This is a genomic window from Leuconostoc holzapfelii, assembly GCF_012396485.1.
In the GTDB taxonomy this organism is placed as follows: domain Bacteria; phylum Bacillota; class Bacilli; order Lactobacillales; family Lactobacillaceae; genus Leuconostoc; species Leuconostoc holzapfelii.
Map to the genome: position 1 here is coordinate 107411 of NZ_JAAXPO010000005.1, position 26385 is coordinate 133795.

The 26385-nt window shown below is 46.4% G+C and carries 27 protein-coding genes; 26 read left to right on the top strand and 1 reads right to left on the bottom strand.

Annotated elements, in window-relative coordinates; translation table 11 throughout:
* Positions 1–23: 23 nt before the first annotated feature.
* The 19 genes from xerC (at position 24) to HF966_RS05730 (ending at position 18806) form a co-directional block, all read left to right on the top strand.
* On the top strand, positions 24–932 hold the full coding sequence (gene xerC / locus HF966_RS05640; RefSeq protein WP_168676994.1) for a tyrosine recombinase XerC: 909 nt from the start codon (positions 24–26) through the stop codon (positions 930–932).
* Positions 933–984: 52 nt separating this feature from the next.
* Positions 985–1863, top strand: a complete 879-nt coding sequence (locus HF966_RS05645; RefSeq protein WP_168676995.1) for an aldose 1-epimerase family protein — start codon at positions 985–987, stop codon at positions 1861–1863.
* Positions 1864–2266: 403 nt separating this feature from the next.
* Positions 2267–3469, top strand: coding sequence for a tryptophan synthase subunit beta (gene trpB / locus HF966_RS05650; RefSeq protein ID WP_168676996.1), 1203 nt, complete (start codon positions 2267–2269; stop codon positions 3467–3469).
* Complete coding sequence (gene trpD / locus HF966_RS05655; RefSeq protein WP_168676998.1) at positions 3462–4487, top strand: anthranilate phosphoribosyltransferase; 1026 nt, start codon at positions 3462–3464, stop codon at positions 4485–4487. Before trpB ends, trpD begins: the two co-directional genes overlap by 8 nt.
* The gene (gene trpC / locus HF966_RS05660; RefSeq protein ID WP_168677000.1) at positions 4484–5266 is read left to right on the top strand and encodes an indole-3-glycerol phosphate synthase TrpC; all 783 of its coding nucleotides are present in this window, start codon (positions 4484–4486) and stop codon (positions 5264–5266) included. Before trpD ends, trpC begins: the two co-directional genes overlap by 4 nt.
* 9 nt (positions 5267–5275) lie before the next feature.
* Complete coding sequence (locus HF966_RS05665; protein WP_168677002.1) at positions 5276–5869, top strand: phosphoribosylanthranilate isomerase; 594 nt, start codon at positions 5276–5278, stop codon at positions 5867–5869.
* A gap of 13 nt (positions 5870–5882) precedes the next feature.
* Positions 5883–6674 carry a tryptophan synthase subunit alpha gene (trpA, locus tag HF966_RS05670; protein WP_168677003.1) on the top strand — a complete coding sequence of 264 codons (792 nt, stop codon included), beginning with the start codon at positions 5883–5885 and terminating at the stop codon, positions 6672–6674.
* Positions 6675–6731: 57 nt separating this feature from the next.
* Positions 6732–8105 carry an anthranilate synthase component I gene (trpE, locus tag HF966_RS05675; RefSeq protein ID WP_168677004.1) on the top strand — a complete coding sequence of 458 codons (1374 nt, stop codon included), beginning with the start codon at positions 6732–6734 and terminating at the stop codon, positions 8103–8105.
* Positions 8102–8689: an anthranilate synthase component II gene (locus HF966_RS05680; RefSeq protein WP_168677006.1), complete on the top strand. Its 588-nt coding sequence runs from the start codon at positions 8102–8104 to the stop codon at positions 8687–8689. Before trpE ends, HF966_RS05680 begins: the two co-directional genes overlap by 4 nt.
* A 173-nt stretch (positions 8690–8862) precedes the next feature.
* Complete coding sequence (gene folB, locus HF966_RS05685) at positions 8863–9249, top strand: dihydroneopterin aldolase (RefSeq protein WP_168677007.1); 387 nt, start codon at positions 8863–8865, stop codon at positions 9247–9249.
* On the top strand, positions 9246–9746 hold the full coding sequence (gene folK / locus HF966_RS05690) for a 2-amino-4-hydroxy-6-hydroxymethyldihydropteridine diphosphokinase (RefSeq protein ID WP_168677009.1): 501 nt from the start codon (positions 9246–9248) through the stop codon (positions 9744–9746). The genes folB and folK overlap by 4 nt, the downstream gene beginning before the upstream one ends.
* Positions 9733–10308 carry a GTP cyclohydrolase I gene (gene folE, locus HF966_RS05695; protein WP_168677011.1) on the top strand — a complete coding sequence of 192 codons (576 nt, stop codon included), beginning with the start codon at positions 9733–9735 and terminating at the stop codon, positions 10306–10308. The genes folK and folE overlap by 14 nt, the downstream gene beginning before the upstream one ends.
* 4 nt (positions 10309–10312) lie before the next feature.
* Positions 10313–11581 carry a bifunctional folylpolyglutamate synthase/dihydrofolate synthase gene (locus HF966_RS05700; protein WP_168677012.1) on the top strand — a complete coding sequence of 423 codons (1269 nt, stop codon included), beginning with the start codon at positions 10313–10315 and terminating at the stop codon, positions 11579–11581.
* Complete coding sequence (locus HF966_RS05705; protein ID WP_168677013.1) at positions 11578–12177, top strand: non-canonical purine NTP pyrophosphatase; 600 nt, start codon at positions 11578–11580, stop codon at positions 12175–12177. The genes HF966_RS05700 and HF966_RS05705 overlap by 4 nt, the downstream gene beginning before the upstream one ends.
* The gene (gene folP, locus HF966_RS05710; RefSeq protein WP_168677015.1) at positions 12167–13234 is read left to right on the top strand and encodes a dihydropteroate synthase; all 1068 of its coding nucleotides are present in this window, start codon (positions 12167–12169) and stop codon (positions 13232–13234) included. The genes HF966_RS05705 and folP overlap by 11 nt, the downstream gene beginning before the upstream one ends.
* Before the next feature lie 191 nt (positions 13235–13425).
* Entirely contained in the window at positions 13426–14328 is a 903-nt protein-coding gene (locus tag HF966_RS05715) for an ABC transporter ATP-binding protein (RefSeq protein WP_168677016.1), read from the top strand.
* Entirely contained in the window at positions 14318–15922 is a 1605-nt protein-coding gene (locus HF966_RS05720; RefSeq protein WP_168677017.1) for an ABC transporter permease, read from the top strand. The genes HF966_RS05715 and HF966_RS05720 overlap by 11 nt, the downstream gene beginning before the upstream one ends.
* 119 nt (positions 15923–16041) lie before the next feature.
* Positions 16042–18237, top strand: coding sequence for a Tex family protein (locus HF966_RS05725; protein WP_168677018.1), 2196 nt, complete (start codon positions 16042–16044; stop codon positions 18235–18237).
* A complete protein-coding gene (locus HF966_RS05730; RefSeq protein WP_168677019.1) occupies positions 18234–18806 on the top strand; it encodes a GNAT family N-acetyltransferase in 573 nt (190 codons plus the stop codon). The genes HF966_RS05725 and HF966_RS05730 overlap by 4 nt, the downstream gene beginning before the upstream one ends.
* A gap of 27 nt (positions 18807–18833) precedes the next feature.
* Here HF966_RS05730 and HF966_RS05735 read toward each other — a convergent pair whose 3' ends face one another.
* Positions 18834–19718, bottom strand: a complete 885-nt coding sequence (locus HF966_RS05735) for a YitT family protein (RefSeq protein ID WP_168677021.1) — start codon at positions 19716–19718, stop codon at positions 18834–18836.
* Between the two features lie 103 nt (positions 19719–19821).
* Between HF966_RS05735 and HF966_RS05740 the strand changes: the two genes are divergently transcribed.
* Genes HF966_RS05740 through menC form a run of 7 tightly spaced genes read left to right on the top strand, consistent with a single transcriptional unit; the run spans position 19822 to position 26375 of the window.
* Complete coding sequence (locus HF966_RS05740) at positions 19822–20298, top strand: hypothetical protein (RefSeq protein WP_168677022.1); 477 nt, start codon at positions 19822–19824, stop codon at positions 20296–20298.
* A gap of 23 nt (positions 20299–20321) precedes the next feature.
* Complete coding sequence (locus HF966_RS05745; RefSeq protein ID WP_168677023.1) at positions 20322–21125, top strand: bifunctional hydroxymethylpyrimidine kinase/phosphomethylpyrimidine kinase; 804 nt, start codon at positions 20322–20324, stop codon at positions 21123–21125.
* Positions 21122–21625 (top strand): ECF transporter S component, encoded by a 504-nt coding sequence (locus tag HF966_RS05750; RefSeq protein WP_168677025.1) that lies wholly within the window; start codon positions 21122–21124, stop codon positions 21623–21625. Before HF966_RS05745 ends, HF966_RS05750 begins: the two co-directional genes overlap by 4 nt.
* A gap of 55 nt (positions 21626–21680) precedes the next feature.
* Complete coding sequence (locus HF966_RS05755; protein ID WP_168677026.1) at positions 21681–22874, top strand: isochorismate synthase; 1194 nt, start codon at positions 21681–21683, stop codon at positions 22872–22874.
* Positions 22864–24489 (top strand): 2-succinyl-5-enolpyruvyl-6-hydroxy-3-cyclohexene-1-carboxylic-acid synthase, encoded by a 1626-nt coding sequence (gene menD, locus HF966_RS05760; protein WP_168677027.1) that lies wholly within the window; start codon positions 22864–22866, stop codon positions 24487–24489. Before HF966_RS05755 ends, menD begins: the two co-directional genes overlap by 11 nt.
* Positions 24482–25300: a 2-succinyl-6-hydroxy-2,4-cyclohexadiene-1-carboxylate synthase gene (gene menH / locus HF966_RS05765; protein ID WP_168677028.1), complete on the top strand. Its 819-nt coding sequence runs from the start codon at positions 24482–24484 to the stop codon at positions 25298–25300. Before menD ends, menH begins: the two co-directional genes overlap by 8 nt.
* Complete coding sequence (gene menC, locus HF966_RS05770; protein ID WP_168677030.1) at positions 25287–26375, top strand: o-succinylbenzoate synthase; 1089 nt, start codon at positions 25287–25289, stop codon at positions 26373–26375. Before menH ends, menC begins: the two co-directional genes overlap by 14 nt.
* Positions 26376–26385: the final 10 nt, after the last annotated feature.

Below are 26385 nucleotides of genomic sequence, written 5' to 3' on the forward strand. Positions count from 1 at the left end.
ATCTTTTCGGGTATAATAGACCTATGATAACCAAAGCACAACAACTGTATCATGATTATTTACAAGCAGAACGACAATATTCTGATTTAACCGTGCAAGCTTATGATAAAGACATTGCCGCATTTACAACTTTTTTGGCGGAAAATGGTGGGTTTACCAGCTACCGTGCGGTTCAAACACTTGATGTACGCGTTTATCTCAATGACTTGTACGAACGACAACTTGCCCGAACCACAATTGCGCGGAAAATCAGTAGTTTGCGCATGTTTTTTCAATTTATGGTGGCTAATAAATTTGTCGCAGAGAATCCATTTGAAAATGTCGCATTGCGTAAGCACCAAAACCATTTACCGGAATTTTTCTACGAATCAGAATTAACCACCTTGTTCGAGGTGGCGTATCACGAAGATGATCCACTTTGGCAACGTAACGCCGCTTTGCTTGAGTTTTTGTATGCTACTGGGGCTCGGGTGGCAGAAATTGCTAATTTGACGCTCGGACAGTTGGATTTTTCGCAACGATTAGTCCTGATTCATGGTAAAGGGAACAAGGATCGTTATGTGCCATTTGGCCATTTTGCTGCGCAAGCAATGACGCAGTATTTACATGATTTACGGCCAAAACTGATGGCCAAACAAGTGCCGCATGAGCGCGTTTTTGTCAATCATCGTGGGGAACCCATTACAGCGGCAGGGATCACCTATATTCTCAATGAATTGATGAAACGCTCCACGCTAACAGGTAAGATTCACCCGCATATGCTGCGTCATACTTTTGCCACACACCTTCTCAATCATGGCGCTGACATGCGAACTGTACAGGAATTATTGGGTCATGTCAATTTGTCGACAACCCAAATGTATACGCACGTGACGCGGGAAAGTCTACAAAAAAATTATCAAGACTTTTTCCCTCGGGCAAAAAAATCCTGAATCGTCGCGGCCAACAACATTTTCAGAAAAAATTTGGTAGAATATAGATATTATGATTACACTAGAAAACAATGATTTAAAAGTTCAAATTAACGAGTACGGCGCTGAATTGACAAGCGTTTGGCATAAACAAGCTGAGTTGGAATATATTTGGGTTGGAGATCCTAAATATTGGGGACGGCATGCGTCTAATCTTTTTCCAATTGTTGGGCGTTTACGCGGTGATCAATTCAAAATTGCTGGAGAAACGTATTTTATGAACCAACATGGTTTTGCGCGCAACACCAGCTTTGAAGTGGTTGAGCAAAGTGAAACGCACGCAATTTTCCGTATTCATGAGACGGATTCGACGTTGCGTATCTATCCTTTCAAGTTTCAATTCGATATTCGCTATGATTTGACCCCTGAAAATGAATTGAAAGTTGCCTATATTGTGACCAATACTGATCAAGAGGAGTCGCTCTTTTTCAGTGTCGGTGGGCATCCAGCCTTTAATTTGCCATTAGATGGCGGTAAGTTTTCAGATTATTACGTGTCCATTGAACCAGAAAAAATGTATGATCGGGTGCGTCTAACTGGCCCTTATTCAAATCCAAACGCAGCCACACCGTTTAATGCCAATATTCCTTTGCGTTTGCGTCAAGAAGATTACCACGATGACGCAATCATCTTGAAACTCGATCGCCAAAAGACGTCATTTTTGTTAGCACGCTTGGCCAATCAGCACGGGTTACGGATGACTTTAGATAATGCGCAGTTCATAGGCATCTGGACTCCAGCCGGTAAAGAAGCGCCGTTTATCGCTTTGGAACCATGGTGGGGAATTGCTGACACGGTGGATTCTACAGGAAACTTCAAAGAAAAGTTTGGGGTGAATGTTTTGGCGGCTGGCGACACGTTTAACGGGACGTACAGCTTGCAATTCTTCTAATCGTTTTGAAATAAGTGTTGACAAAAATATCATTTGGTTTTAATATAAAAATAACAATTTAATCGTCCAAATTAAACCGATGAGATGGAGATCAAACCAATTGTGCACGCACAGGGAACCCGGGATACTGAGAGCTGGGTCGAAAGCAGGTTGGCAAATGGACCATCGAGGGTCAGTTGAAAGCAGTGATGCGAGTAGGCTTGAACGTGAGGCATACGTCAGTTGTCAGGTCTGTGTTGGCAGGCTGTGGAGGCGCGAATCAATCAAGCTTTTTGATGTGGCTTGAAAGGTCGAAATCAGGTGGCACCGCGGGCAACCGTCCTGAAAATATTGCATGAGCAATTTTTTCAGGACGGTTTTTTATTTGCTCAAAGTCACTTTGCGTTACAAGAGGAGAAAAATCATGGCAACTACGACCACACAAAAAGCAGGTTATTATGGCCAATATGGCGGGCAATTCGTGCCGGAATTGTTGATGCCAGCCGTTAATGCGGTTGCTGAAGCTTTTGCGACCTACCGGGATGACCCAGACTTTAAAGCAGAACTGCAAGCTCTTTTGGTTGATTATGCTAACCGACCTTCGTTACTCTATCACGCCAAAAACATGTCGGCTGAACTTGGTGGCGCTCAAATTTATCTCAAGCGAGAAGACCTGAATCATACGGGGGCACATAAGATTAACAATGTGCTCGGGCAAGCCTTGCTGGCCAAGAAGATGGGCAAGCAACGGTTGATTGCGGAAACAGGTGCTGGCCAACATGGGGTCGCCACCGCCACTGCAGCGGCCTTGTTTGGCATGTCAGCAGAAATTTTTATGGGGCAAGAAGATATTGATCGCCAAGCACTTAATGTTTATCGGATGACTTTACTTGGTGCAAAAGTGCACGCCGTTCAGACTGGGACCCAAGTCCTCAAAGATGCGGTCAATGCGACTTTTCAAGACTGGACCAAACGAATTGATGACACTTTTTATGTTTTAGGGTCGGCGGTTGGCCCCCATCCTTTCCCTGAGATGGTTAAATATTTTCAATCGGTGATTAGTGAAGAAGCGCGCGCCCAATTTTTGCAGCAAACTAAGCGTTTGCCTGATGTTGTGATTGCGGCTGTGGGTGGTGGCTCTAATGCTATCGGTGCTTTTAGTCATTTTATTGCAGATGAGGCTGTCACCTTGATTGGTGTGGAGGCAGCTGGAAAAGGCATACAGACGACGCAAACAGCAGCAACGTTAACCAATGGTTCAGACGGTATTTTCCATGGGATGAAGTCTAAGTTCTTACAATCTGCTGATGGCCAGATTGACCCCGTGTACAGCATTTCTGCTGGGCTAGATTATCCAGGCATTGGGCCAGAACATGCCTATTTGTCAGAGATTAAACGTGCCAAGTATGTGCCCATTACTGATGATGAAGCGGTGGCAGCTTTTGAATTCATTGCAAAAACCGAAGGAATCATTGCAGCCATCGAAAGTTCACACGCGGTTGCATATGCCATGAAGTTGGCGCCAACAATGCGACCAGAGCAACAAATTATGGTCAATTTAAGTGGCCGGGGAGATAAGGATGTCGCAGCAATTGCGCGTTATAGTGGGGTAACAATTCATGAGTAGTATCCAAGCAGCATTAAAAACATTATCACTAAGACAAGACTTAACCGCAGCAATGGCCCAGGATGTGATGGCAGAAATTATGGCCGGTCAAGCCTCGGAAACCGAAATTGCCGCCTACCTGATGGGTCTGGCGGTTAAAAATGAATCTGTACCAGAAATTGTTGGGTCAGCGCGGGCCATGTTGGCCCATGCCGTGACCATGCCACAAGTGCCAGATGCGATTGATATCGTTGGCACAGGTGGTGATTTGGCTAATACATTCAACATTTCCACAACGGCAAGTTTTATCGTGGCCGCAGCTGGTGTACCCGTGGTGAAACATGGTAACCGCGCTGCAAGTTCACAATCAGGGACGGCTGATGTATTAGAAGCGTTAGGCGTTGGGATTACATTGTCAGCTGATCAAGCCATGCAAGTCTTAAATCAAGCTGGCCAAACCTTCTTGTTTGCGCGATCATTTCATCCAGCCATGCGTGTGGTTGGACCGGTACGTTCAGCGCTGGGCTTTAGAACAGTTTTTAATGTGTTGGGACCATTGACGAACCCCGCCCGCCCACAAGCTATTTTACTGGGCGTCTATGCCAAACATTTGTTACGCCCCTTAGCGCAAGTCTTACAAGCGATGCAGGTTAAAAACGCTGTGTTGGTACATGGCCAAGACGGCCTAGACGAGGTGACTTTGACTACAAAAACTGACATTGTCACCTTGCGTGATGGTCAAATTTCAAGCACTGAATTTGATCCACAAGCCTATGGCTTTGACTACGCTACCACAGCACAATTACAAGGTGGTTCACCGGCTGAAAACGCGCAGATTACAACTGCCATTTTGACAGGCGAATTAAAAGATGAAAAATCAGATACGGTGATTTTAAATGCTGCTTTGGCCTTATATGCTGCCCGCCGTTGTGACAACATTCAAGACAGTATTCAATTAGCACGCCAGACACTGGCGAGTGGGGCTGCTTATCAGCAGCTCATTGGCCTACAACAGGCGACTCAGGGGGTGAGCGCATGATTTTAGATGATCTGGTAAGTGCCACGCGCACCAATTTACAGCGTCGGTTGCAACATCAAAGTCGCACACAATTAAAACTCGCTGTGGCTGAAATGCCACCAATTGTCGGTTTTCCGTTTGAAGCAGCCTTGCGACAACCAGAGATGACAATGATTGCAGAAATCAAACAAGCTTCGCCATCAAAAGGGCAAATTATCGCGCCCGAAGCCTTTGATTATCGTCAGATTGCACAAGATTATGCTAATGCAGGCGTGGACATGATTAGTGTGCTGACAGAAGAAACATATTTTAAAGGCAGCTTAGCAATCCTTGCGACAGTCAACGAAACGGTTGATGTGCCGCTTCTCCGAAAAGATTTCATCATTGCGCCTGAAATGATCTATGAAGCTCGTATTGCGGGTGCGCATGCCATCTTATTGATTGTGGCCATTTTAACCGATGCACAACTGGCTGCATATATTCGTTTGGCAGATACTTTAGGCCTATCGGCCCTGGTTGAGGCCCATGATGAAACAGAAATTCAGCGGGCTTTGCAGGCGAAAGCGCGCATCATTGGCGTAAATAATCGCAATTTAAAAGATTTTTCAGTTGATTTCAACAATACCAGACGTCTCCGTCATCTGGTACCAGAATCAGTATTATTTATTTCTGAGTCGGGGATTCAATCGCGTGCTGACGTTGAAACGCTTGAAAATGTCCAAGTGAATGGTATTTTGATTGGTGAAACGCTGATGCGCGCCGCAGATAAGGGCAACATGATTAAAACATTAAAAGGATAACGCAACACGATGACTAAAATTAAGATTTGTGGTATTTTTCAAGAAGCGAGTGCTGAACTGCTCAATCAAGTCCAGCCGGATATGGCCGGCATCATTTTGGCACCTGGACATCGACGAAGCGTTGGGATTATGACTGCAATGGCGATTCGTGCCAAACTAGACGACCAAATTCCGCTCTATGGTGTTTTTGATGACCAAAACGTGATGGATATTTTAACCTTTTATGGCAATGGGTTAATACAAGGTGCCCAACTGCAAGATGATGTCTCAGAAGATGCTGTGACGTTGTTACGAGACAAGGGCGTTCCTGTGATACAAACGCGTCGCCCAGAGGCAGCTTTGCGTGATACTGCAGCTGACATCGTACAAATTGACACCTCCGCTGGCACAGGCACAACCTTTGATTGGCAAGCCGTACCGCCCAAACCATTACGCAAAAAGCCATTGATGTTGGCGGGGGGGCTAAACGTCGATAATTTGGCAGACGCGATTGCACAAGTCCAACCGGATTGGGTGGATATTTCCAGTGGTGCCGAAGTGGATGGTGTCAAGGACGTCGCGTTGATGTCACAATTAGTAGCGATTGCGCACGCACATGAATAAACGGGGAGAAAAAATGGCAGTTAAAAAAATAGCAGATGTTTTAAAAAACGGGCAAGGGTTTATTGGCTTTACAGTCGCAGGCGATCCAAATTTTGATCAAAGTGCTGACTACATTGTCGCTATGGCCGAAGCGGGGGCTGATGTCGTGGAAATTGGGATTGCGTTTTCCGACCCTGCCGCTGATGGGCCAACCATTATGGCCGCTGATATCCGTGCGGCGGCCGCGGGTTCAACAACAGAAAAGGTGTTTGCATTAATTGCAGCAGTCCGTGAACGGACAGATGTGCCGCTAGTGATTTTGACATACGTCAACCCCGTATTTAAATATGGCTACGAAAAATTCTTGTCGAAGATGGCTGCCTTATCGGTCGAAGGCATCATCTTGCCGGATATGCCACTTGAAGAGCAAGCCTCATTTTTAGAATTAGCGAATCAGTACGATCGCTCGCTGATTCAATTAGTGACCTTGCAATCTAAAGCACGCATTCCAGATATTGTGGCGCAAGCGCGCGGTTTTGTTTATATTGTCAGTTCCTTAGGCACGACTGGGACGCGAGCTGAGTTAACCACGGCATCGCGTGAATTAGTTGCAGCTGTACGTGAATACACCGATGTGCCAACAGCGATTGGTTTTGGCATTAGTCGGCCCGATCAGGTGCCGCAATTTGCCTACGCTGATGCCGTGATTGCTGGTTCAGCTATCGTTGATTTAATTGCAGCTGATCCCAACGGGGCCACGGGAGCAATCAAAACATTTGTCCAAGACATGAAAGCCGCCTGGCAAAACACGTCAAATAACGCTTAATTTCAATGACGTGAAAGTAAAACCTGGCCGATGATGGGCAGGTTAGAGGTGGAGACTATGACATACCAGACAAAAACAATCACATTGCCTGAACTTGATATTGTGACGGCTTATTTACGGCTACGCGGCGACCAGACGATGTTGTTGGAAAATATACCGTTTCCTGATGAGAAACACCAGGTGGTCATGATTGCCTTACAACCCGTCCATGAATTTCAAGCGCTGGGTCAGACAGTTACTATTGATGGAAAAAGCTGCTCGCATCCAGATCCATTACAAGCACTGAGCGATCTTGTCGTGACGGGGTCACCGGCCGAAGCAAAACTACCAATGACGGGTGGGGCGATTGGTTATGTAGGTTTTGATACGATTGCTGCCTATGAATCACTCGGTGACACGCCGCCTGATCCATTAAACATGCCGGATATTCATATGTTTGTCTATGAAACATTTGTGATGTTTGACGCAGAGCACAACACAGTGACCATCGTGGCCGATGATACCTATTCTCATGTCGGGGATCCGGCATTGACGCAAAGAGTTCTAGCTGTTCAAGCAAAACTTTTTACGCCCAGCGTAGCTGAAAGTCAACTGGTGGTGATACCAGAGATTAAAACGACATCTAATTTTTCAAAAGCCGCCTTTGAAAGCGTGGTCAATCAGGCAAAAGATTACATTACTGCTGGTGATATGTTTCAGATGGTGCCTTCCCAACGGTTTAGCTTTCCAGTACGTCAGGATCCATTTGATTATTATCGACAACTGCGATTAACCAACACTACTGCTTACCTGTCTTATTTAGATTTTGGCAACGTACAAATTGTTGGGGCTTCCCCTGAACGATTGGTTAAAGTGCAAGGGCGCCAGGTGGTGACAAATCCAATCGCCGGGACACGACATCGCGGACAGGATCAGACGTCAGATGAAGCGGCTGCCAAAGCGCTACTACAAGATGAAAAGGAACGTGCTGAGCACGAGATGTTAGTGGATTTAGGTCGCAATGATTTAGGCAAAGTGGCGACTTATGGCTCGGTTCACGTCACAAAATTGATGGCGCTGCAAAAATATCAACATGTCATGCACCTCGTGTCAGAAGTGGTTGGCACAATGTTGCCCGATACGCCAGCAATTGCCGCGCTCAAGGCAACACTTCCCGCTGGCACGGTGAGTGGTGCACCTAAAGTCAGAGCCATGCAGCGCATCTATGAAATGGAGCCGGTTAAGCGTGGCGTGTATGCTGGCGCAATTGGCTATTTGACCCAATCTGATCAAATGGATTTTGCCATCGCAATTCGCACGATGGTCGTTAAAGATGGCCAAGGCCACGTACAAGCCGGTGCCGGCATTGTGTATGATTCTATCCCAGAAAATGAATACCAAGAAACACGCAATAAGGCGCAAGCCTTATTAGGATTGGGGGCCAGCAAATGATACTTCTCGTGGATAATTATGATTCATTTACTTACAACTTAGCACAAATTGTGGGTCAACTTACCACAGTTGTCGTCCGACGCAACGATGATCCAGAATTGGTGACATTAGCCCAGCAAGCCCGGGGGATTATTTTCTCACCAGGCCCAGGGACACCAGAGCAAGCCGGTGAGATGTTACGAATCATCCAAATGTTTGCCAAAACGCGGCCGATGCTTGGTATTTGCTTAGGACATCAAGCCATTGGCGCAGCATTTGGTGGTCAAGTAATCGCCGCGCCCAATATTCGCCATGGCAAGGTTTCAAAGATGATACCAACCGCACCATCTGCGTTGTTTCCCGACACATCAACGCCAATCATGCGTTATCACTCGCTAATTATTGCCAGAGACCAACTACCAAAAGATTTTGTGGTCACAAGTGTGGCGGCAGATGACCACGAGGTGATGGCGATGCAACATCGGACGCGGCCAATTTATGGTTTGCAGTTTCATCCTGAGTCCATTGGGACACCAACTGGCGCGGCCATGGTAGCCAAATTTGTCGCGATTGCCACGCAGTCGCAACCAGCATCAGCACAATAAATCAACAAGCCAATCATCGGTTGGCTTTTTTCGTGCATCAGCACAATAAATCAACAAGCCAATCATCGGTTGGCTTTTTTCGTGGTGTGAAACCGTCGGTTCATGAAAATCAGTTTGTCGCGTGGTGAGTTACCGTGGTAAAATATAACAAGTATGTGCCAGGGAGGCGAACAATGGGAATGATTCATTTACCAAATATGCGGTTTTATACATATAATGGCGTATTTGATGAAGAAAAAAAATTAGGACAACAAATTGCCGTTGATGTGACGTTACATTATCCAATTGAAACAGCAGTGAAAGATGATGATTTGACAACCACGATTTCATATGTTGATGTCTATGAAACGGTGAAAACGATTGTGACCACAAAGCAATTTAATTTGATGGAGAGTGTGGCCAACACGTTGCTGAGCGCACTTTTGACACAGTTTCCCCAAGTGACGCAAATTGATGTGGCAGTACACAAAGACTATATTCCATTGCCGGGTATTTATGATCCGTTTGTGATTACCGTTAGCGGTACACCAGCTGATATCATACAACGGGGCCAAGCATGACGCGGGCCTATCTTAGCATGGGGGCCAATATTGGCGACCGTTTGGACAATTTGCAACACGGTGTTGCTTTACTGCACACATCGGCCAATATCACTGTGACAGCTGTCTCCCAAGTCTATGAAACCCAACCAGTGGGTGGTGTCGTCCAAGATGATTTTTATAACATTGCGGTCCGATTAGAAACGACTTTAACCGCGCCAGAACTGTTGGCACGGTTACATGATATTGAACAACAACTCAAGCGTGTTCGCCAAATTCATTGGGGACCACGCACCATTGACCTCGACATTTTAGTTTTCGGGGATGAAGTCTGGTCAGATGAAATCTTGACCATTCCGCACCGTGAAATGGCAAACCGACGCTTTGTGTTGCAACCACTTTTAGATGTGATTGCCGCAGATCGGCGACATGAAATTGAACGATTATTAGCTAGCACAACAGATACCAATTGGGTGCATGTTGTGACTGGTGCGAGAGTAGAATATGAAAACATTTAATAACGAACAAAACTTGCAACTCCAAGCAGGCGTCACGGAATTATTGGCGGCGATTGGGGATAATCCAGACCGCTCCGGTGTCATTGAAACACCAGAACGTGTTGTGAAAGCACACGCTGAAATCTTTGCCCATACGGGTGAGACGGCATTTACGGATTATAAACTTTTTGAAACGGCGCAAGATGCTGACATGGTCGTTGTCGAAGGCATCCCTTTTTATTCCATGTGTGAGCATCACTTATTGCCATTTTTTGGCACGGTTGATGTTGCTTACGTGCCGGATGGCGAAATTATTGGCTTAAGTAAAGTCCCACGTTTAGTTGATTGGGCAAGCCGTCGACCAAATGTGCAAGAAAATTTGACCCATTTAATTGCTGATGAAATGCAACGCATTGTGCATCCCAAAGGCTTGGCCGTTAACGTCACGGCCCGCCATATGTGCATGGAGATGCGGGGGATTAATCAACCAGGCACACAAACAAATACCTCTATTTATCGTGACTTATTAAAAACCGATGCCTTTTTGCGGGAAAGCTTTGCCCGTCGGGTCAGTCAGCGTTAATCAGATGACTTATCAAACCATTCAACAACAATTAGATAAAGGCTGGCGCGTGTTTGACCCGAACCGGTTAACATTTTTGCGCCAAGTGCTGCAATGGGTCGGGCAACCAGATCAAGCATTAACAATCATTCAAATCGCCGGCACCAATGGGAAAGGCTCAACTGGGGCAATGTTGCGTGAAGTCTTACGCGCAAATGGTGAGACAGTGGGCCATTTTGCCAGTCCAGCAGTTTTTAATGATCGCGAACAAATTTGGCTCAACGGTCAGTTTGTGACCGAGACCGCCTGGGTATCCGCTTACGAGCAATTGCATGACGCCTTAAATCAACATGACCTGACAATTGCTGCGTTGTCTTATTTTGAAGTGTGGACGATTGTGGCGTTGTTGGTGTTTCAGGCGGAACATGTGACGTATGCCATTATGGAAGCTGGGTTAGGTGGTCGTGATGATGCCACGCACATGGTTGGGCAAGCCGCTGTCGTAGCTTATACCGAAATCGGGTTAGATCATCAAAATATCTTAGGGCAAACAATGGCCGAAATCGCGCAAAATAAAGCGGATCTCATCACGCCAGGCGCATTGGTGGTCAGTGATTTAGTCCAACCTGCTGAAGTGTTAGCTATTTTAAAGGCTACCACCGCAGCTAAACAAGCGACCTGGGCTGCCCAACCAGTAGCGGTGGTCGTCAAGCACGACACACCGGCGGGATTGGTTGTGTCGGTTGCAGGCGAACGTTACCAGTTGGGGTTAGTCGGGGCGTTTCAACGACGTAACCTTGGCGTGGTTTGGCAAATTCTAGCAGCACTAGAAACGCGCGATCAACTCAGAATTGATGTCGCAACCCGGCGACGTGGCCTAGCGCAGGCACACATGTTGGGGCGCATGCAGGTCGATCCAACGCGGCATATTTTATGGGATGGGGCGCATAATGAAGATGCCGTCCAAGGACTCGTGGCAACCCTGAAAAACTGGGCGTTACCGGAACGGCCAATCTTGGTTCTTGGGGTGTTAGCCGATAAAAACTATCAACAAATGCTCAACATTGTGTTACCGATGGTCTCAGCAGTGATTACGGTCACGCCCAATAATCCGCGTGCCTTGTCAGCAGCCGCTTTGGCCAAGGCAGTGCAAGCAGTGGCTGCCGAAATGCCCGTGACAGTCATGGACCAAGACCCATTGGCATACGCTATGGCGCAACGCACATCCCCAAGCCAATATATTATTGTCGCGGGCTCATTTTATACGTTAAATGCAGTTGGAGGTTTTTCATGATTAAGCGGTTGGTGATTGCATCAAATAATTCAGCAAAAACGCGTGAGATTGTCGCTGTTTTTGCCACGTTTGGGATGACAGCCGTGAACTATCGCGAGCTGATTTCCGAAAAAACGTTTCCAGCAGAAACAACGGATGATCAATTGGAAAATGCATTGGGTAAGGCACGATTTATCCAGCAATTTTTACCTAATGAGTATATTTTAGCCGATGATACGGGCGCTTTTTTTGCGGCCTTTCCGAATCAATTTGGGTTGACGATTGCCAGAGATTTTAAAGCGATGGGTTTTCAATCGATGCAAGAAGAGGATGATTATTTACTCGGCTTGTACGAACCTGGCATGGATCGTGGAGCCTATTTGGCGGCTTTGTTTATTTTGCTCACACCATCGGGCACTGTGTATCAGAGTACTGGTCGGGGTGGGGTGACTTTGGCATTGGCACCAAGGGGTACCTATTCAGCTGGTTTTGATACGTTATTTGAAGCGGAAAATGGCTTGACGTTGGCCGAGATGCCAATGGCCGAGCGTGTACAGTATTCTCATCGTGGACGCGCAGCAAAACAGTTATTGGAGAAAATTGGGCATGCATTTTGAACAAATTACAACAGAAAACCCTGTTCTAGCACAAATGGTGGTGCGCAGTGAAGGGGCTGCTTGGCGGATTACCGCTGCCGATCAACAATGTTTGGCTGAGTACAATGCTATCCCATTAACTGCGGAGACGTATTGGTTAAGTCGTGGTGCGATTGTCGCGTTACATGAACGCACTGCCAGCCTTGAATTGCAACAATGGTTAGTGGCTAATGACCGTCTCTGGGTCGTGAATGGGAAAACCTTGCATGATGCTGACGGCATTATCTATGGCGTGTTAAATGTCAGTCCGGAATCCTTTTATAATGGCGATCAAGTGGCAGATGTTGACACGATGGTGGCTCGAGCTGGTGAGATGTTGGCCAAAGGGGCTGATGTGATTGAAGTAGGTGGGCAAACCACCAAGCCAGGTTTTGAAGCCGCTGGGCTTGAATTGACCCCAACTGCGGAAATTGATCGGATTGCACCGGTCATTAACGGTATTAAAGCGCAATACCCAGATGCGGTTATTGCTGTCGATACCTATAAATATGATGTCATGGTCCGCGCCGTTGCTTTGGGCGTTGATATTATTAATGATGTCAACGGCTTTTTGGATGATCCGCGGAAAGCACCGTTTCTGGCAGACCAGCAAGTTGGTTTGTTAACGATGTGGAATCCGCGTGGTGAGACAGTTCAGAACTTGCAAGCGGAAATGCACGCGTGGTTTGAAGATAATTTGGCACAATTGACGGCGGCCGGCATTAATCGCCAACGCATTGCGCTTGATCCAGGCGTTGGGTATGCGAAAAACTCCGACGTAGCGCAAGATTTGGCCATGATGAACACGATTGGTCATTTGCAAGATTTGCAACGACCAGTGATGACGGCTGTTTCTAACAAAGGTTGGGCCAAGTTTTTGCTTGGGTTACCAAAGTTGGCCCGGGCGGATGTGTCATTGGTGGCGGCAACAGAAATGTTTCAGCGTGGTGCGCGCATTCTACGCGTGCATGATGTGCAATCAGCAAAGGAAATGACGCAAGTGGTGCGCGCGATTGCCCAAAGTTTTTGGCAAAAATAGTGTGAATAAAGCTTGTGATGATTTAAAAAATAAGGTATACTACTAGTGACCAACTGGGTAGTATCTATCTACCTACCCGCCAGCAACATGCATGTGTTGCTGGCGTTTTTTATGGTCTTTTTTCTTGCAAACGCGTGGCGAAAGGCGCAAAATGAAGCCATATTATTGCAAAAATTTGGAGTGAGAAGCGGATGGTAAATAACGTTTTACAAGTAAAAAACTTGGACAAGTTTTTTGGTCGGTTTCATGTGTTAAAACAAGTCACGTTCACGATTCACCAAGGTGAAGTGTTTGCTTTACTTGGGCCTAATGGTGCGGGGAAATCAACCCTGATTCGGACGATTTTGGGGTTATTAAAGCCTAAATCAGGGCAGGTGACGCTGAACGGGCAAAATGCCTTAACAGAAATTGTGGCGACCCATCAACGGATTGCATATGTCCCTGGGGATGTTTATTTGTGGCCGAATTTAACGGGTGGTGAAATTATTGATTTGTTGTTGCGGATAGGGGGGCATGATCATACTGCCAAAACAGATGCGCTGATTAAAAAATTTGCGCTTGACCCAACAAAAAAAGCCCGCACTTATTCCAAAGGGAATCGCCAAAAGGTGGCGTTAATTGCCGCATTTTCAGCCGATGTCGATTTATATATTTTTGATGAACCAACCAGCGGATTAGATCCTTTGCAAGCCCTTAATTTCCAGTCAGAAGTGTTGGCACTGAAAGCGGCCAATAAGGCGGTATTGTTAAGTTCCCATATTTTAGATGAAGTTGAGAAAACGGCGGATCAAATTGCCATTATTCGACAAGGCGAAATAATTGAAACTGGTGAATTACAAGATTTGCAACATATTGCCAACTTGAATGTCTTAGCTATCGTCACCGAAGATGCCACTGAACTAGCCGCCATGCCTGGGGTGACGAATTTGACACAGAATGGTCAACGGTTGACCTTTACTGTCTCGCATGCTGGCCTACCAGCAGTGACCAAACAGTTAGCCCAGTACGGCCTAAAAGACTTGCGCATGACACCACCGACATTGGAAGAAATCTTTTTGACTTACTACAAGGATGGGGCAGTGCATGAAAAATAATTTTGCCAAAACCGGTCAGTTGACCTGGTTTTACCTCAAAAAAGATTGGCGCGTGTTGACGCTTTGGCTGGTGATTGTCGGCGGGTTGAACCTCGTGATTGCCGCCATTTATAACCAAATTTATGGGACACCAGCCCAAGTTCAAAGTATTGTGACAACCTTGAAAACGCCGGCCATGGTGGCCCTTTTCGGATTACTTCCGTCATTGCATGCATATACCACTTTTGATATTGCGGTGGGTGAGATGTTATTGTTTACCATCATGATGCTGGTGGTCATGAATTTACAACTGGTTATCAAAAATACACGCGCTGAAGAAGAAAAAGGCGTGAATGAATTGTTGCGCAGTCTCGCAGTGGGTAAATTTGCCCAACTAGCAGCCGTATTAATTGAGGTGGTCGCCGTTAATGCGGCAATTGCGTTAACCGGCTTATCTTATCAGGTTTTGCATGGGGCTACTTGGCCAGCAACCCTATTATTTTCAGCGGGGTTATTGAGTAGTGGGCTTTTGTTTGTTGGGATTGGCCTCCTGACTGCTCAATTAGCACGTCAAGCACGCTTGGCCACGGCGATGGGGTATCTCGTTTTTGGCGTGATGTTTGTCGTACGGATGATAACCGATACTGTCAAGCCGGAACTCACTTGGCTCTCGCCGTTAGGTTGGGTAGAAAAATGCCAAATTGGCGCGACAAACAACTGGTTGCCCGTGCTACTATTATTTTGTTTGAGCCTGGCGATTACCGGTGCTAGTCTGTGGCTATTAGCGGTGCATGATCTTGGGACTGGGCTTGTCAGTGTCAGTGTGGGACCAGCAACGGCGCCAAAGACTTTGCGTGGTTGGCTCAGTTTACAGGTGCGTTTGGAACGGACCAGCTTTGTGATTTGGTTACTCGGCTTGAGCACTTTGGGTGTGAGTTATGGGGCCATTTTTAATCAAATCAAACAGTTGGCGACCGACAATGCCGTCCTCAAAAATTTGCTAGGGACGTCAAAAATTGCCCAACTGGGCGATCAAATTGTTTTAGTTTTTATGCATACGATCTTGATTATGCCAGTCACAATCGCCAGCCTCGCTGGCCTCATCACGATTGGGCGTTTTAAGCGCGACTTAGAGAAGGGCACGATTGACTTAATCAGTGCGCATGCAATTAGCCGAACACGCCTATTTTTCGGTTACATTGGCAGTGGGATAATCTTCACGTTTGGCGCCTGGTTAGCTGCGATGACTAGTATGTTTTTAGCACAAACCATTGTGATGCCGCAACCGATTGCGTTTGCCAAATTTAACGCGGTCGTCATTAATGACACCCCAGTTTTGTTATTTTTTGTTGGCTTAGCTGCCGCACTCATGGGGTGGGTGCCAAAGTGGTATCGGCTTGTGTATTTGGTCCTAGGGATTAATTTTTACCTGCTTTATTTAGGTAAAATGCTTAAAATGCCAGATTGGTTAATCCAAGCAACGCCCAGTTCATGGGTGGCGCAAGTCCCAATTTCAGCTATTGATTGGGTATCTTGGAGTACTGTATTTGCGATTGGGCTGATTTTGAGTGGCCTGGGGTATTTTGGTTACCAACGTGGTGATTTGCGTAGTTAATCATATCGGTTAACACCAGTTGAGTCGATTTGATTTCATCGGGTAATTTGAGATAGAATGAAAGATATTGTCTCGTCTCATACCGGACAAGAGCGAAAAGAGAGTAACGGAATTTATACATGACAGAATTGGTTTTAACCGCGTTATCGCAAACAGATCTTGCGGCGCACGTTGCAGCAGACTTGGGGCTGCATCAGAAGCAAACTCAAGCGACACTAACCTTATTAAATGATGGGGCAACCGTACCTTTCATCGCGCGATATCGTAAAGAAATGACCAGCGATTTAGACGAAGTGCAAATTCGCGCAATACAAACAACGGCCAAAAAAGTCCAAGATTTGACTGATCGCAAGCATGCGGTCTTAAAGGCGATTGCAGATCAGCAAAAGTTAACCCCTGCGCTACAAACAGCTATTAACGCGGCGATCACATTGCAAGCCGTTGAAGATTTATACCTGCCTTTTAAACAAAAAAGGCGCACAAAAGCCATGATTGCACGTGAAAATGGACTCCAGCCATTAGCTGATCAAGTGCTGGCCCATCTCGATCAGCATATCCCATATCGAGATTTCGTGACTGATGCCCTCCCAACAACCGCTGATGTCCAAGCCGGCCTACATGAAATTTTAGCTGAACAAATTGGTGAAAATGCGACTTTCCGTCAATGGTTACGGACACGCATGCAACAAGACGGTATTTTGGCCGTCACGTTAAAGCGAGGCGGCCAAGCAAGGGATCCGCAGGAAGTATATGGCCAATATTACGCCTATAGCGAACCCATCAAAACACTCAATGCGAATCAATTTAGAATTTTAGCCGTTAATCGTGGCGAGAAGGACGGCGTCTTGTCGGTGAAAATCGACTTTGCAGAAGCACGCATGATGCACTTTATTCAAACGACGTTGCAGCAAGGGCAAACAGCAAATGAAGACAGCCTTGTCGTGTTACGAGCTGCGATTGCCGATGCTTACAAACGCTTCATTCAACCAGCTGTTGAACGTGAAATTCGGCAAACGTTAACTCAAGGTGCTCAAGCGCAAGCCATTCAAGTTTTTGGTGAGAATTTATACCACCTATTGATGCAAGCACCGTTAACTGGTCAAGTTGTGATGGGGTTTGATCCTGGATTTAGGACAGGCGCCAAACTAGCAATTATCGATGCCCACGGAAAGTTTCTTAAAAAGCAGGTGATTTATCCCCATAAGCCGGCCAATGCGCAACAACGTGCAGCTGCCGCTGAGATATTTAAAGCGCTTGTTGCGGAATATGATGTCCAATTGGTGGCTATTGGCAATGGGACAGCATCACGCGAATCAGAAGAATTTGTGGCGGCCAACTTGCCCAAAAATGTGAAGTATACGATCGTCAATGAAGCAGGTGCGTCCGTCTACTCAGCTTCCGATGCTGCGCGCCAAGAATTTCCCGATCTACAAGTTGAAGAGCGTTCAGCGATCTCAATTGGCCGACGTATTCAAGACCCCTTGGCTGAATTGATTAAAATTGATCCGAAATCTGTTGGTGTCGGGCAATATCAACATGATTTGAACACCAAAGCGTTAGATGAGCAAGTTGATGCGGTTGTAGAAACTGCGGTCAACCAAGTCGGCGTCAATTTAAATACTGCGAGCGTGGCATTATTAACCCACATTGCGGGGCTAAATCAAACGTTGGCGCAAAATATTGTCGCGTTTCGTGAGACTAATGGTGAATTCACCGCACGTGAGCAACTTAAAAAAGTACCACGTTTGGGACCAAAAGCCTACGAACAGGCAGCAGGTTTCTTACGTATTGTCTCGGGCGGGAATGTTTTGGATAATACTGACATTCATCCGGAGAGTTATACTGCGGCTAAGTCGCTGTTAACATTGGCCGACATATCACCAACTGAGCTGACAACGCCAGCAGCCAACCAGCGTTTACAAGCACTGGATCACATCGCCACAGCCGAAAAATTAGGCATTGGCGAACAAACCTTACATGATATCGTGATGAGTTTACAGAAGCCAGGACGAGATGGCCGATCACACATGGTCGGTGCCTTGCTCAAGTCAGATGTCTTGCACATTGAAGATTTAAAACCAGGCATGAAATTGCAGGGCACAGTCCGTAATGTGGTTGATTTTGGTGCCTTTGTTGACCTTGGGGTGAAACATGATGGATTGGTGCATATTTCACGCTTAGCTAAGCGACGCGTGAAGACACCGTCAGAAATTGTGGCAGTTGGGGACATTGTCGATGTTTGGGTCGTTACGATTGACGCCAAGCGCCAACGTATTGGCCTGACGATGGTGCAACCAGAGGAAACTACGGCATGAAGATTCAAGTAGCAACACAAGCAGATCAGTTGGCCGTTCTTGAACTGGAACAAACTATTTTTGACGCTATGGATTTAGCCGTTTACGATGAACTGAGTGTCGCAGAAGTCCAAACAGCCTGGCAATTGGCTACACGACAGTCAGACCAATCTCGTTACCATTTTCATCGTGCGCTCGTCGCAAAAGATGAAACAAACACGGTCGTTGGTGTCTTATTTGGTTACCCTGATTCAGATGAACCAGTATTAGACGAGGCGGTTCAAACTGTTTTAGCCGACCGTTACAGCTACCATCGTTGGTTATTTGACACGTCTGAAGTGTTTGAAAATGAATGGTATGTCGATTCGTTAGTTGTGCGAGAAAATGCCCGTGGACAAGGGATTGGCCAGGCCTTGATTAAGGCAGCAGAGGCCAGGGCCCGCCAAGAACAACGGGCAGTGATTGGCCTAAATGTTGATGATCGTAATCCAAGGGCCAAAACCTTATATGAACGCTTAGGTTTTGTCGCGCGCGGGCAGCTGAGGATTGGAGATCATTCATATACGCATATGCAAAAATCATTGATCTAAAAAAAGACTGCCCATGGGCAGTCTTTTTTAAAAGAAATAATATTTTTTCTTGGGGCGAAGATATGAAAAACCTTCGCCTAATTGTTCCTGTGCTGTAAATATGGAGACAAAAGCCTTGGGATCAATGGTTTCGATGATGTGTTGGACGGTGTTGACTTCTGACGGGTCAACAACGGCGTAAACGACGCGTTGTTCACGGTGAGAATAACCACCTTCAGACTTTAATAAACTTGTCCCACGTTCGAGTTCATCCATGATTGCATGTGAGATTTCTTCAGGGTAGTCGGTAAAAATCATGAATGACCGTGCGGTATAAGCGCCTTGTTGCGTTAAGCCCACAACCTGAGAGAACACAAATGAGGCAATCAGGGTGTACATCATATGGACGATGTCAATATAAACCAACGATAAGAGTAAGACCACTGCATCCAAAGCAAACATGGTTCGACCAATTTGAATGCCAAATTTTTGTTCCATAATGCGGGCCACGACATCAGTCCCACCAGACGTCCCACCAAAGCGAAAGACAATGCCTAAACCAATACCTGCAAGAATACCGGCAATTAAACCAGCAATTAACATGTCATGATGTAGGGCTGGCGGTGTTGGAAAGGCTTGCCAAATATAGAGCCAAATGGATAATGATGAAATGCCCCAAATGGTATAAATCAAGGTGCGTCGGCCAAGAATATGATAGCCCAAAACCAACAAGGGAATATTTAAAATTAAGTTGGTGTAAGCTGGATTCCAGTTGAGTAAAGCACGCAAGATCAAAGTAATACCAGATAATCCACCTTCAGCCAAACGATTGGGAATATTGACATTAATCAGACCCCAGCCATAGCAGCCGGTACCGATGGCAATCATGATAATATCTTTCACCGAGATGCGCTCTAAATTTGTTTTGAGCATAAGCAATTAATCTCCTCAAAGTCACTATTTTAATCTTATCATAAAAACAGTTGTTCGAAGCGGTTTGATATTTGATATAATAGAAGACATTGAGAGGTAATGTATGACAAATTACGATTATCGACGTCCTGAATTCAAGAAAAAAGGTCATCCAATTCGCAATTTTTTCATTGTATTGGCTGTCCTTGTTGTGATTAGTTTAGGTGTGTTTCTCTATATCACTTATTCGTCATCACAAAAGACTTCAACACGCATTCAAACACAGACCCAATCAAAAAAAACGGTTGATGAAACAATTGATTCCACAACTGGCAGCGCTGTCAGTCAATCATCAGATGGCCAACACGCGTCGTCAGCTCAGAGTCAATCCGGCCAAAGTGCTAACCAAGCCAGTAGCTCCGATGACAGCATCAAAGAGTCTGCGCAACTGAAAGGGAAAACAATTGCTGAAGCGATTGCCTGGGCGCAGGCGCATGGTCGGTACTATTCATGGTCGATTGCTTCTGGTGGCAATGATGCCATCGTGACCCAAGTTACTGATGATGGCCATCATATTAACTTTGTCGCATCCGCCAAATAAATTTAAGTAAAGAAGTAACGTTTATGCCCCACAAGATTTTAACCATCGCTGGGTCCGATACCCTCGCAGGTGGGGGATTACAAGCAGACTTAGCCACTTTTTCTGAGTATGGCTATTTTGGATTAAGTGTCACGACAGCAATTGTGACAGTCACCCCGAATGATTTTCAAATTTTTCCGATAGCAGAAGCCATCGTGTCGGCGCAATTAGATTCAGCATTAGCGCTGGATGATATTGTTGCCATTAAAGTTGGATTCTTGCCAACACCCGCTATTGTGCGTTTAGTGGCGGAAAAACTACGCCAAGTATCAGTCCCAATTATTGTTGATCCGGTCATGGTGTTTAAAGAGACCAGCGATGTTGACGCACAAAACATTGCGGTGAGTCTCAGAACTGAACTCTTGCCACTCGCAACGATCATTACCCCCAACTTACGTGAAGCAGAAATTTTAACTGGACAAAAAATCACCACCTACGCGGGAATGGCTGAAGCAGCGCGCCAATTGACGACGTTTGGTGTGAGACAAGTCCTATTGAAGGGTGGTGCTTTGCTGGCGGGAGACAATGCAGTGGATGTCTTATTTGACGGGACAGCCACAAATTATTTGGAGCAAGCAATGATTCCTGTCACTCAGATGTATCATAATGGGGCAGGCTGCACGTTGTCAGCAAGTCTTGCCGCTAATCTCGGCCAATCGTCAGATGCTTTGACCGCTGCCCGAGATGCCAAAGACTTTGTTTGGCAGGGGATTGCACATGGTGTCGCACTAAACCAAAATTTTGATGTCGGCAATGTCTGGCAAGGCGCACGGAGGGCCAATTTATGAAACAAACACTACAAACAAAAAATCTTGCAATCTTAGCTGTAATTATTGCCTTTAATGTGGCCTTATCTTATGTCGTGAAAATTCCAGTACCAGCCACCAATGGCTTTGTGAACTTGGTGGAAGCTGGTATTTTTGTGGCTGCCTTACTTGGCGGTGCACGCAGTGGTTTGATTGTTGGTGGTTTGAGTGGCTTATTACTTGATTTGCTTGCAGGCTATCCGCAATGGATGATTTTCTCATTGGTGATTCATGGGCTTGAAGGTTTGGTTGTTGGCTATTTTGGCTATCAAAAGCGTGTCACAAGTCAAATCATTGGCTTGATCATTGGGTCAGCCATCATGGTGATTGGTTATCTGTTGGCAGGTGCACTCCTATATAATTGGACTGCGGGCGTTGCTTCCATTATTGGTAATATTGCCCAAGCAGTCATGGGCTTAATTGTGGCACTGGTGTTAATGCCAGTCTTCAAGCGGATGCCGCAAGTCAATTTAAAAAGCTAAACGTAAAGCGACGGGTTCTGCCTGTTGCTTTTTCATGTGAAAAGGGATGATTATCATGGCACATCAATATACCCGTTTGTTCAATACAAATGATTTACAACAGTTATATGCGGCGTTAGAGACAGCCGAATATGGGGCTTATTTCACCACACCAACGCGCGATGTCCGACGGTTTGGCATTGATGCGACCGCAATTGCGACCACTGCTGCGGCACTATCAGGCCCAGTCATTTTTGGTGCCCAAGCGTTCGATCATCAACTTTATCCGGCATCACAATTGATGCGTGGTTTTTGGTTTGTTCCAAAAGTGGTGGTGACAATTACTGGTGAGACCATCACTTTTGTATCAGATGAGGTATCAGATTTTGACGCCTGGTTAGCTAGATTTCAGCCAGTTAGCGGTCAAGTGGTTGATGACATGGCTATCACTGATGAAACGGATTGGGTTGACCGAACAGCTAACTTAATTGATACCTTGGCGATTGATCAACATTTGGACAAAGTTGTTTTTGGGCGCCAGCAGCAACATCAATTATCTGATCACCTTTATTTGGCACAACTTATTGGCGCCCTTGGTGAACAGGATAATACCTATCACGTGGTGTTAAAGCGTCAAGCGGAGTTGTTCATTTCCGCAACCCCCGAACGTTTGGTCAAATTATCCGCTGGCAAGTTAGCGACTGCTGCGGTGGCCGGGACCAGCCGCCGAGGGCGCAAAAAAGCCGAGGATGAGGCTTTGGAGGTGGCATTGCTCGCCAGTGAAAAAAATCGCGTTGAGCATCAATATGTCGTGGACAGTTTGGCTGAACGTTTACAGCACGTGACCTCAGAATTGCACATCCCCACCACACCACAATTATTAAAAAATAAACAGGTCCAACATCTATACACGCCAATCACTGGACAGCTCGTTGACAATATGTCATTGACAGCTGTGGTGACGAGTTTACACCCGACGCCTGCTTTGGGTGGCGTGCCGCGAGAAGCAGCGCTGGCGTATATTGCTGCGCACGAAAAGCGGCCACGCGGTTTGTTTGCCGGGCCGGTGGGATATTTTACTGCGGATAACAGTGGCGAATTTGTTGTTGGCATTCGTTCAATGTATGTGAATCAGCTGACACATCAGGCCACACTATTTGCTGGCGCAGGCATTGTTTCCGATTCAGATGCACAACAAGAATATGACGAAACGGGCTTGAAGTTTGAACCGATGCGCCAACTATTGAAGGATTATAATCATGTCGAATGAGACGTTAACACGCAATACAAAACACTTATTGCACGCGCTTTTCCAAAGCGGAGTGCGACATTTTGTGGTTTCACCAGGGTCACGTTCCACACCAATCGCCTTACTCCTTGCGGCGTTTGCCCGTGAGAATACCGCCATCAAACTCTATATTGATGTTGATGAACGGTCGGCAGGCTTTTTTGGCCTGGGGATCGCAAAAATGTGTCAGACACCGGTTGTGTTGCTAGGCACATCCGGCACAGCAATCGTTGAATATGCGGCAGCTGTAGCTGAAGCGCACGTGTCTCATATTCCGTTAATTGTGCTCTCAACAGATCGCCCAGCAGAGCTTCAGGGAAATGGTGCGCCGCAAACCTTGCCACAACATCGGGTGTTTGGTGAATTAACTCAGCAATTTTTATCGTTTAATTTACAAGACGACCATCCGGACACAACAGCCTATATTGATTTCATGGTACAAAAAAGTGTTCATGCCGCTCGCACAGACCGGCGTGGGCCAATGCAGATTAACTTGCCGTTACGAAAACCACTGATGCCAGATTTGGCGGCGCGCGAACCGATTACGGTTGCGCCGCTAACCTTTCATGCACCAACACCACATTTTGACACCCAACATCTCACCCAGCAACGAGTGGTGATTTTAGCCGGCCCCAATGAAGGGGCATCTTATCAAGCAGCGCTATCACAATTCTCACAAGCTTATGCGGTACCCGTGATTGCTGACGTGTTGAGCCGTGCACGTACGCCCGAAACGATTTATGGCATTGATGCCTTGCTACAAGCTGGTTTAGTAACTGAAGCTTATCGGCCAGATTTGGTGATTCGTTTTGGGGCGACGCCAGTCTCAGCACGGGTATTACAATGGTTGCGCCAAGCAAATATTCCCGTATGGCACGTCGATACGCATGCGGGAACTGATCATTCAAGACATATTTCCCAAGCCATTTTACAATCGCCAATGGATTTCTTATCCTCACACACTGTGACGAATCACCAGGCATTTTACGACTTGTGGCAAGCTTTGAATGAACGTGCTCGTCACATCCAAGGTGAAGCAGCGCTCCCGTATCATCTCGACCAGATCGTCGCCGAAAATACGCCGATTTTTGTCGCCAATAGTATGGCGATTCGAGATATGGATGATATCTTTACAGGGCAAACCACCCAAGAAATTTATGCTAATCGCGGTGCGAATGGCATTGATGGGGTGATTTCTACGGCCATGGGAATGAGTAGCACCACAAAACAACGCAGCCTGCTCATCACTGGTGATCTCACACTTTTTCATGACATGAATGGTCTGATGATGGCACGAAAGTACCAATTACCAATTGATATTTTGGTCGTTGATAATAATGGTGGGGCGATCTTTTCATTTTTGCCGCAAGCGGCAGAACCAGACTACTTTGAGTTGTTATTTGGAACGCCACTTGATTTAGATATGGCGAAAGTTGCCCAACTTTATGAACTACCATATGTGGTATTATCAGCCGCTTCAGAACTTAAGACGGTGTTAGCAAATCAAGTAGCTGGCCCACGGCTGATTGTTTTTCAGAGTAATCGCCAAAATAATGTGGCAGATCATCAGCAATTATTAGGAGAGCATCATGAGTGAGCGTGTGATAACGATTGCTGGGTATCCGTATCAGACGACCCATTATCAAAATACAGCCAGCTCAAACCGCTGGCTATTATTGCATGGTTTTATGGGCTCGCGGCATGATTTTGATGCCATTGCGCCAGCATTACCAGGTGAAGTGCTCGTGATTGATTTACTTGGTTTTGGCACTGAGGCACCGTTAGTGGCACCGACAACACGTTTTGCGATGCATCATCAGATTGCTGATATTCGGCAAATTTTGTTCGCTTATCAATGGGAAAAGGTCTATCTGGTTGGCTATTCAATGGGGGGACGTTTAGCGTTAGGTTTTGCATTGGCACACCCAGAGCATGTCGAAACTTTGGTGTTAGAAAGTACAACAGCAGGTCTTGCTGACGCGCAGGCGCGAGCCGCACGCCGTGCGGCGGATGCCAAAAAGGCCGAACAGATTAGACAAGACTTTGGTGCCTTTGTGACGGACTGGGGACAATTGCCTCTTTTTGCATCACAAAAACACTTACCGGCCGCATTACGGCAACGGATGTTCCAACAGCGTTTGCAGCAACAACCTGAGAATGTTGCCAATGCCCTCATTGGTATGGGCACAGGGGTCCAGCCCAATTTTTGGCCGAAGTTGGCCCAATTGCGTATGAAGACAACACTGATTGTTGGTGAACAGGACCTTAAATTCAACCATATTGCCGATCAATTATTGCAAAGCATACCCCATGCTCAAAAGGTCGTGATTGGTGGGGCGGGGCATAATACGCACTTTGAGCAGCCAGAACAATTCAACATGAGGTTAATTCAGCATGTATCACGTTAAACAAATGTCAACGCAACCGGTGTCTTTGACGTTGAAACAACCCTTTCAGACGGCGCACGGAACGACTTTAGTCCGCCCCCTCACATTGGTTAAGTTGTGGATTTATGATGATCAGACAGAGAATACAGTGGTGGGATTTGGTGAAATCCAGTCGTTTGCCGATTATCGTTACGCGCTAGAAAATCAAAGTACGAGCCAAGCGATTATCGCTACTGTCATTCAACCCATGCTGCGCGACCTGGTTTTTGAATCGCCAAAACATTTTGCGACCCTGTTGGCAGCCAAAGTACCCTATGGCGCGTTTGCTAAGGCTGGCGTCGAAATGGCTGTGTGGGATGCGGTTGGTAAGCTGACGAATCAATCTCTTCAACAAATGATTGGTGGTGTTGGCACAAACGTACCAGTGGGTATGGCTTTGGGGATGCCAATTACGGCAACTGCCATTCGTACCGCCATCCAAGCTGGCTATCGTCGGTTGAAATTAAAAATTGATGGCCAGCAGACAGATTTTATAGCGCTTTTCGCTTTATTGCAGCAATTTCCCGAGCAAATGTTTTCCTTAGATGCTAATAGCAGCTTTGATGGCCACACCGTGACTAAATTGGAACACGTGCCTGACAATGTCGCCTTTATTGAGCAACCTTTCGAGGCACATGATTTCGTCGCACATGCGGCGCTACAAAAAACGCTGCGGCCAGCGTTAAGTTTGGATGAAAGTATCAATCATATTGCCGATATCGAGACGCTAATTGCGTTACATGCAGCGGATGCTGTAACGATTAAACAGGGGAAAATCGGTGGGATTACGGCTGCGATCAGTGCAATCAACAGGTTACAAGCTGCTGGGCTCAAACCCTGGATTGGCGGTATGCTCAGTAGTAACTTGGGTCGTGGGGTGGACCTCGCGTTGGCCAGTTTGTCAGGGATGAGCTTTCCCGGTGATATTTCAGCGAGTGCTCGTTATTTTGAAAGTGATCTGACAACCACTGATTTTACAGTAGTCGACGGCACCATGCAGGTGCCAACGACACCAGGCATTGGGGTAACTCTGAAGTCAAGCGTAGCTATGTTATAATATTACGATA

Bases quoted from the DNA above. Each gene is read 5' to 3' on its own strand.
- xerC (WP_168676994.1), top strand. From the start codon at position 24: ATGATAACCAAAGCACAACAACTGTATCATGATTATTTACAAGCAGAA.
- HF966_RS05645 (WP_168676995.1), top strand. From the start codon at position 985: ATGATTACACTAGAAAACAATGATTTAAAAGTTCAAATTAACGAGTAC.
- trpB (WP_168676996.1), top strand. From the start codon at position 2,267: ATGGCAACTACGACCACACAAAAAGCAGGTTATTATGGCCAATATGGC.
- trpD (WP_168676998.1), top strand. From the start codon at position 3,462: ATGAGTAGTATCCAAGCAGCATTAAAAACATTATCACTAAGACAAGAC.
- trpC (WP_168677000.1), top strand. From the start codon at position 4,484: ATGATTTTAGATGATCTGGTAAGTGCCACGCGCACCAATTTACAGCGT.
- HF966_RS05665 (WP_168677002.1), top strand. From the start codon at position 5,276: ATGACTAAAATTAAGATTTGTGGTATTTTTCAAGAAGCGAGTGCTGAA.
- trpA (WP_168677003.1), top strand. From the start codon at position 5,883: ATGGCAGTTAAAAAAATAGCAGATGTTTTAAAAAACGGGCAAGGGTTT.
- trpE (WP_168677004.1), top strand. From the start codon at position 6,732: ATGACATACCAGACAAAAACAATCACATTGCCTGAACTTGATATTGTG.
- HF966_RS05680 (WP_168677006.1), top strand. From the start codon at position 8,102: ATGATACTTCTCGTGGATAATTATGATTCATTTACTTACAACTTAGCA.
- folB (WP_168677007.1), top strand. From the start codon at position 8,863: ATGGGAATGATTCATTTACCAAATATGCGGTTTTATACATATAATGGC.
- folK (WP_168677009.1), top strand. From the start codon at position 9,246: ATGACGCGGGCCTATCTTAGCATGGGGGCCAATATTGGCGACCGTTTG.
- folE (WP_168677011.1), top strand. From the start codon at position 9,733: ATGAAAACATTTAATAACGAACAAAACTTGCAACTCCAAGCAGGCGTC.
- HF966_RS05700 (WP_168677012.1), top strand. From the start codon at position 10,313: ATGACTTATCAAACCATTCAACAACAATTAGATAAAGGCTGGCGCGTG.
- HF966_RS05705 (WP_168677013.1), top strand. From the start codon at position 11,578: ATGATTAAGCGGTTGGTGATTGCATCAAATAATTCAGCAAAAACGCGT.
- folP (WP_168677015.1), top strand. From the start codon at position 12,167: ATGCATTTTGAACAAATTACAACAGAAAACCCTGTTCTAGCACAAATG.
- HF966_RS05715 (WP_168677016.1), top strand. From the start codon at position 13,426: ATGGTAAATAACGTTTTACAAGTAAAAAACTTGGACAAGTTTTTTGGT.
- HF966_RS05720 (WP_168677017.1), top strand. From the start codon at position 14,318: ATGAAAAATAATTTTGCCAAAACCGGTCAGTTGACCTGGTTTTACCTC.
- HF966_RS05725 (WP_168677018.1), top strand. From the start codon at position 16,042: ATGACAGAATTGGTTTTAACCGCGTTATCGCAAACAGATCTTGCGGCG.
- HF966_RS05730 (WP_168677019.1), top strand. From the start codon at position 18,234: ATGAAGATTCAAGTAGCAACACAAGCAGATCAGTTGGCCGTTCTTGAA.
- HF966_RS05735 (WP_168677021.1), bottom strand. From the start codon at position 19,718: ATGCTCAAAACAAATTTAGAGCGCATCTCGGTGAAAGATATTATCATG.
- HF966_RS05740 (WP_168677022.1), top strand. From the start codon at position 19,822: ATGACAAATTACGATTATCGACGTCCTGAATTCAAGAAAAAAGGTCAT.
- HF966_RS05745 (WP_168677023.1), top strand. From the start codon at position 20,322: ATGCCCCACAAGATTTTAACCATCGCTGGGTCCGATACCCTCGCAGGT.
- HF966_RS05750 (WP_168677025.1), top strand. From the start codon at position 21,122: ATGAAACAAACACTACAAACAAAAAATCTTGCAATCTTAGCTGTAATT.
- HF966_RS05755 (WP_168677026.1), top strand. From the start codon at position 21,681: ATGGCACATCAATATACCCGTTTGTTCAATACAAATGATTTACAACAG.
- menD (WP_168677027.1), top strand. From the start codon at position 22,864: ATGTCGAATGAGACGTTAACACGCAATACAAAACACTTATTGCACGCG.
- menH (WP_168677028.1), top strand. From the start codon at position 24,482: ATGAGTGAGCGTGTGATAACGATTGCTGGGTATCCGTATCAGACGACC.
- menC (WP_168677030.1), top strand. From the start codon at position 25,287: ATGTATCACGTTAAACAAATGTCAACGCAACCGGTGTCTTTGACGTTG.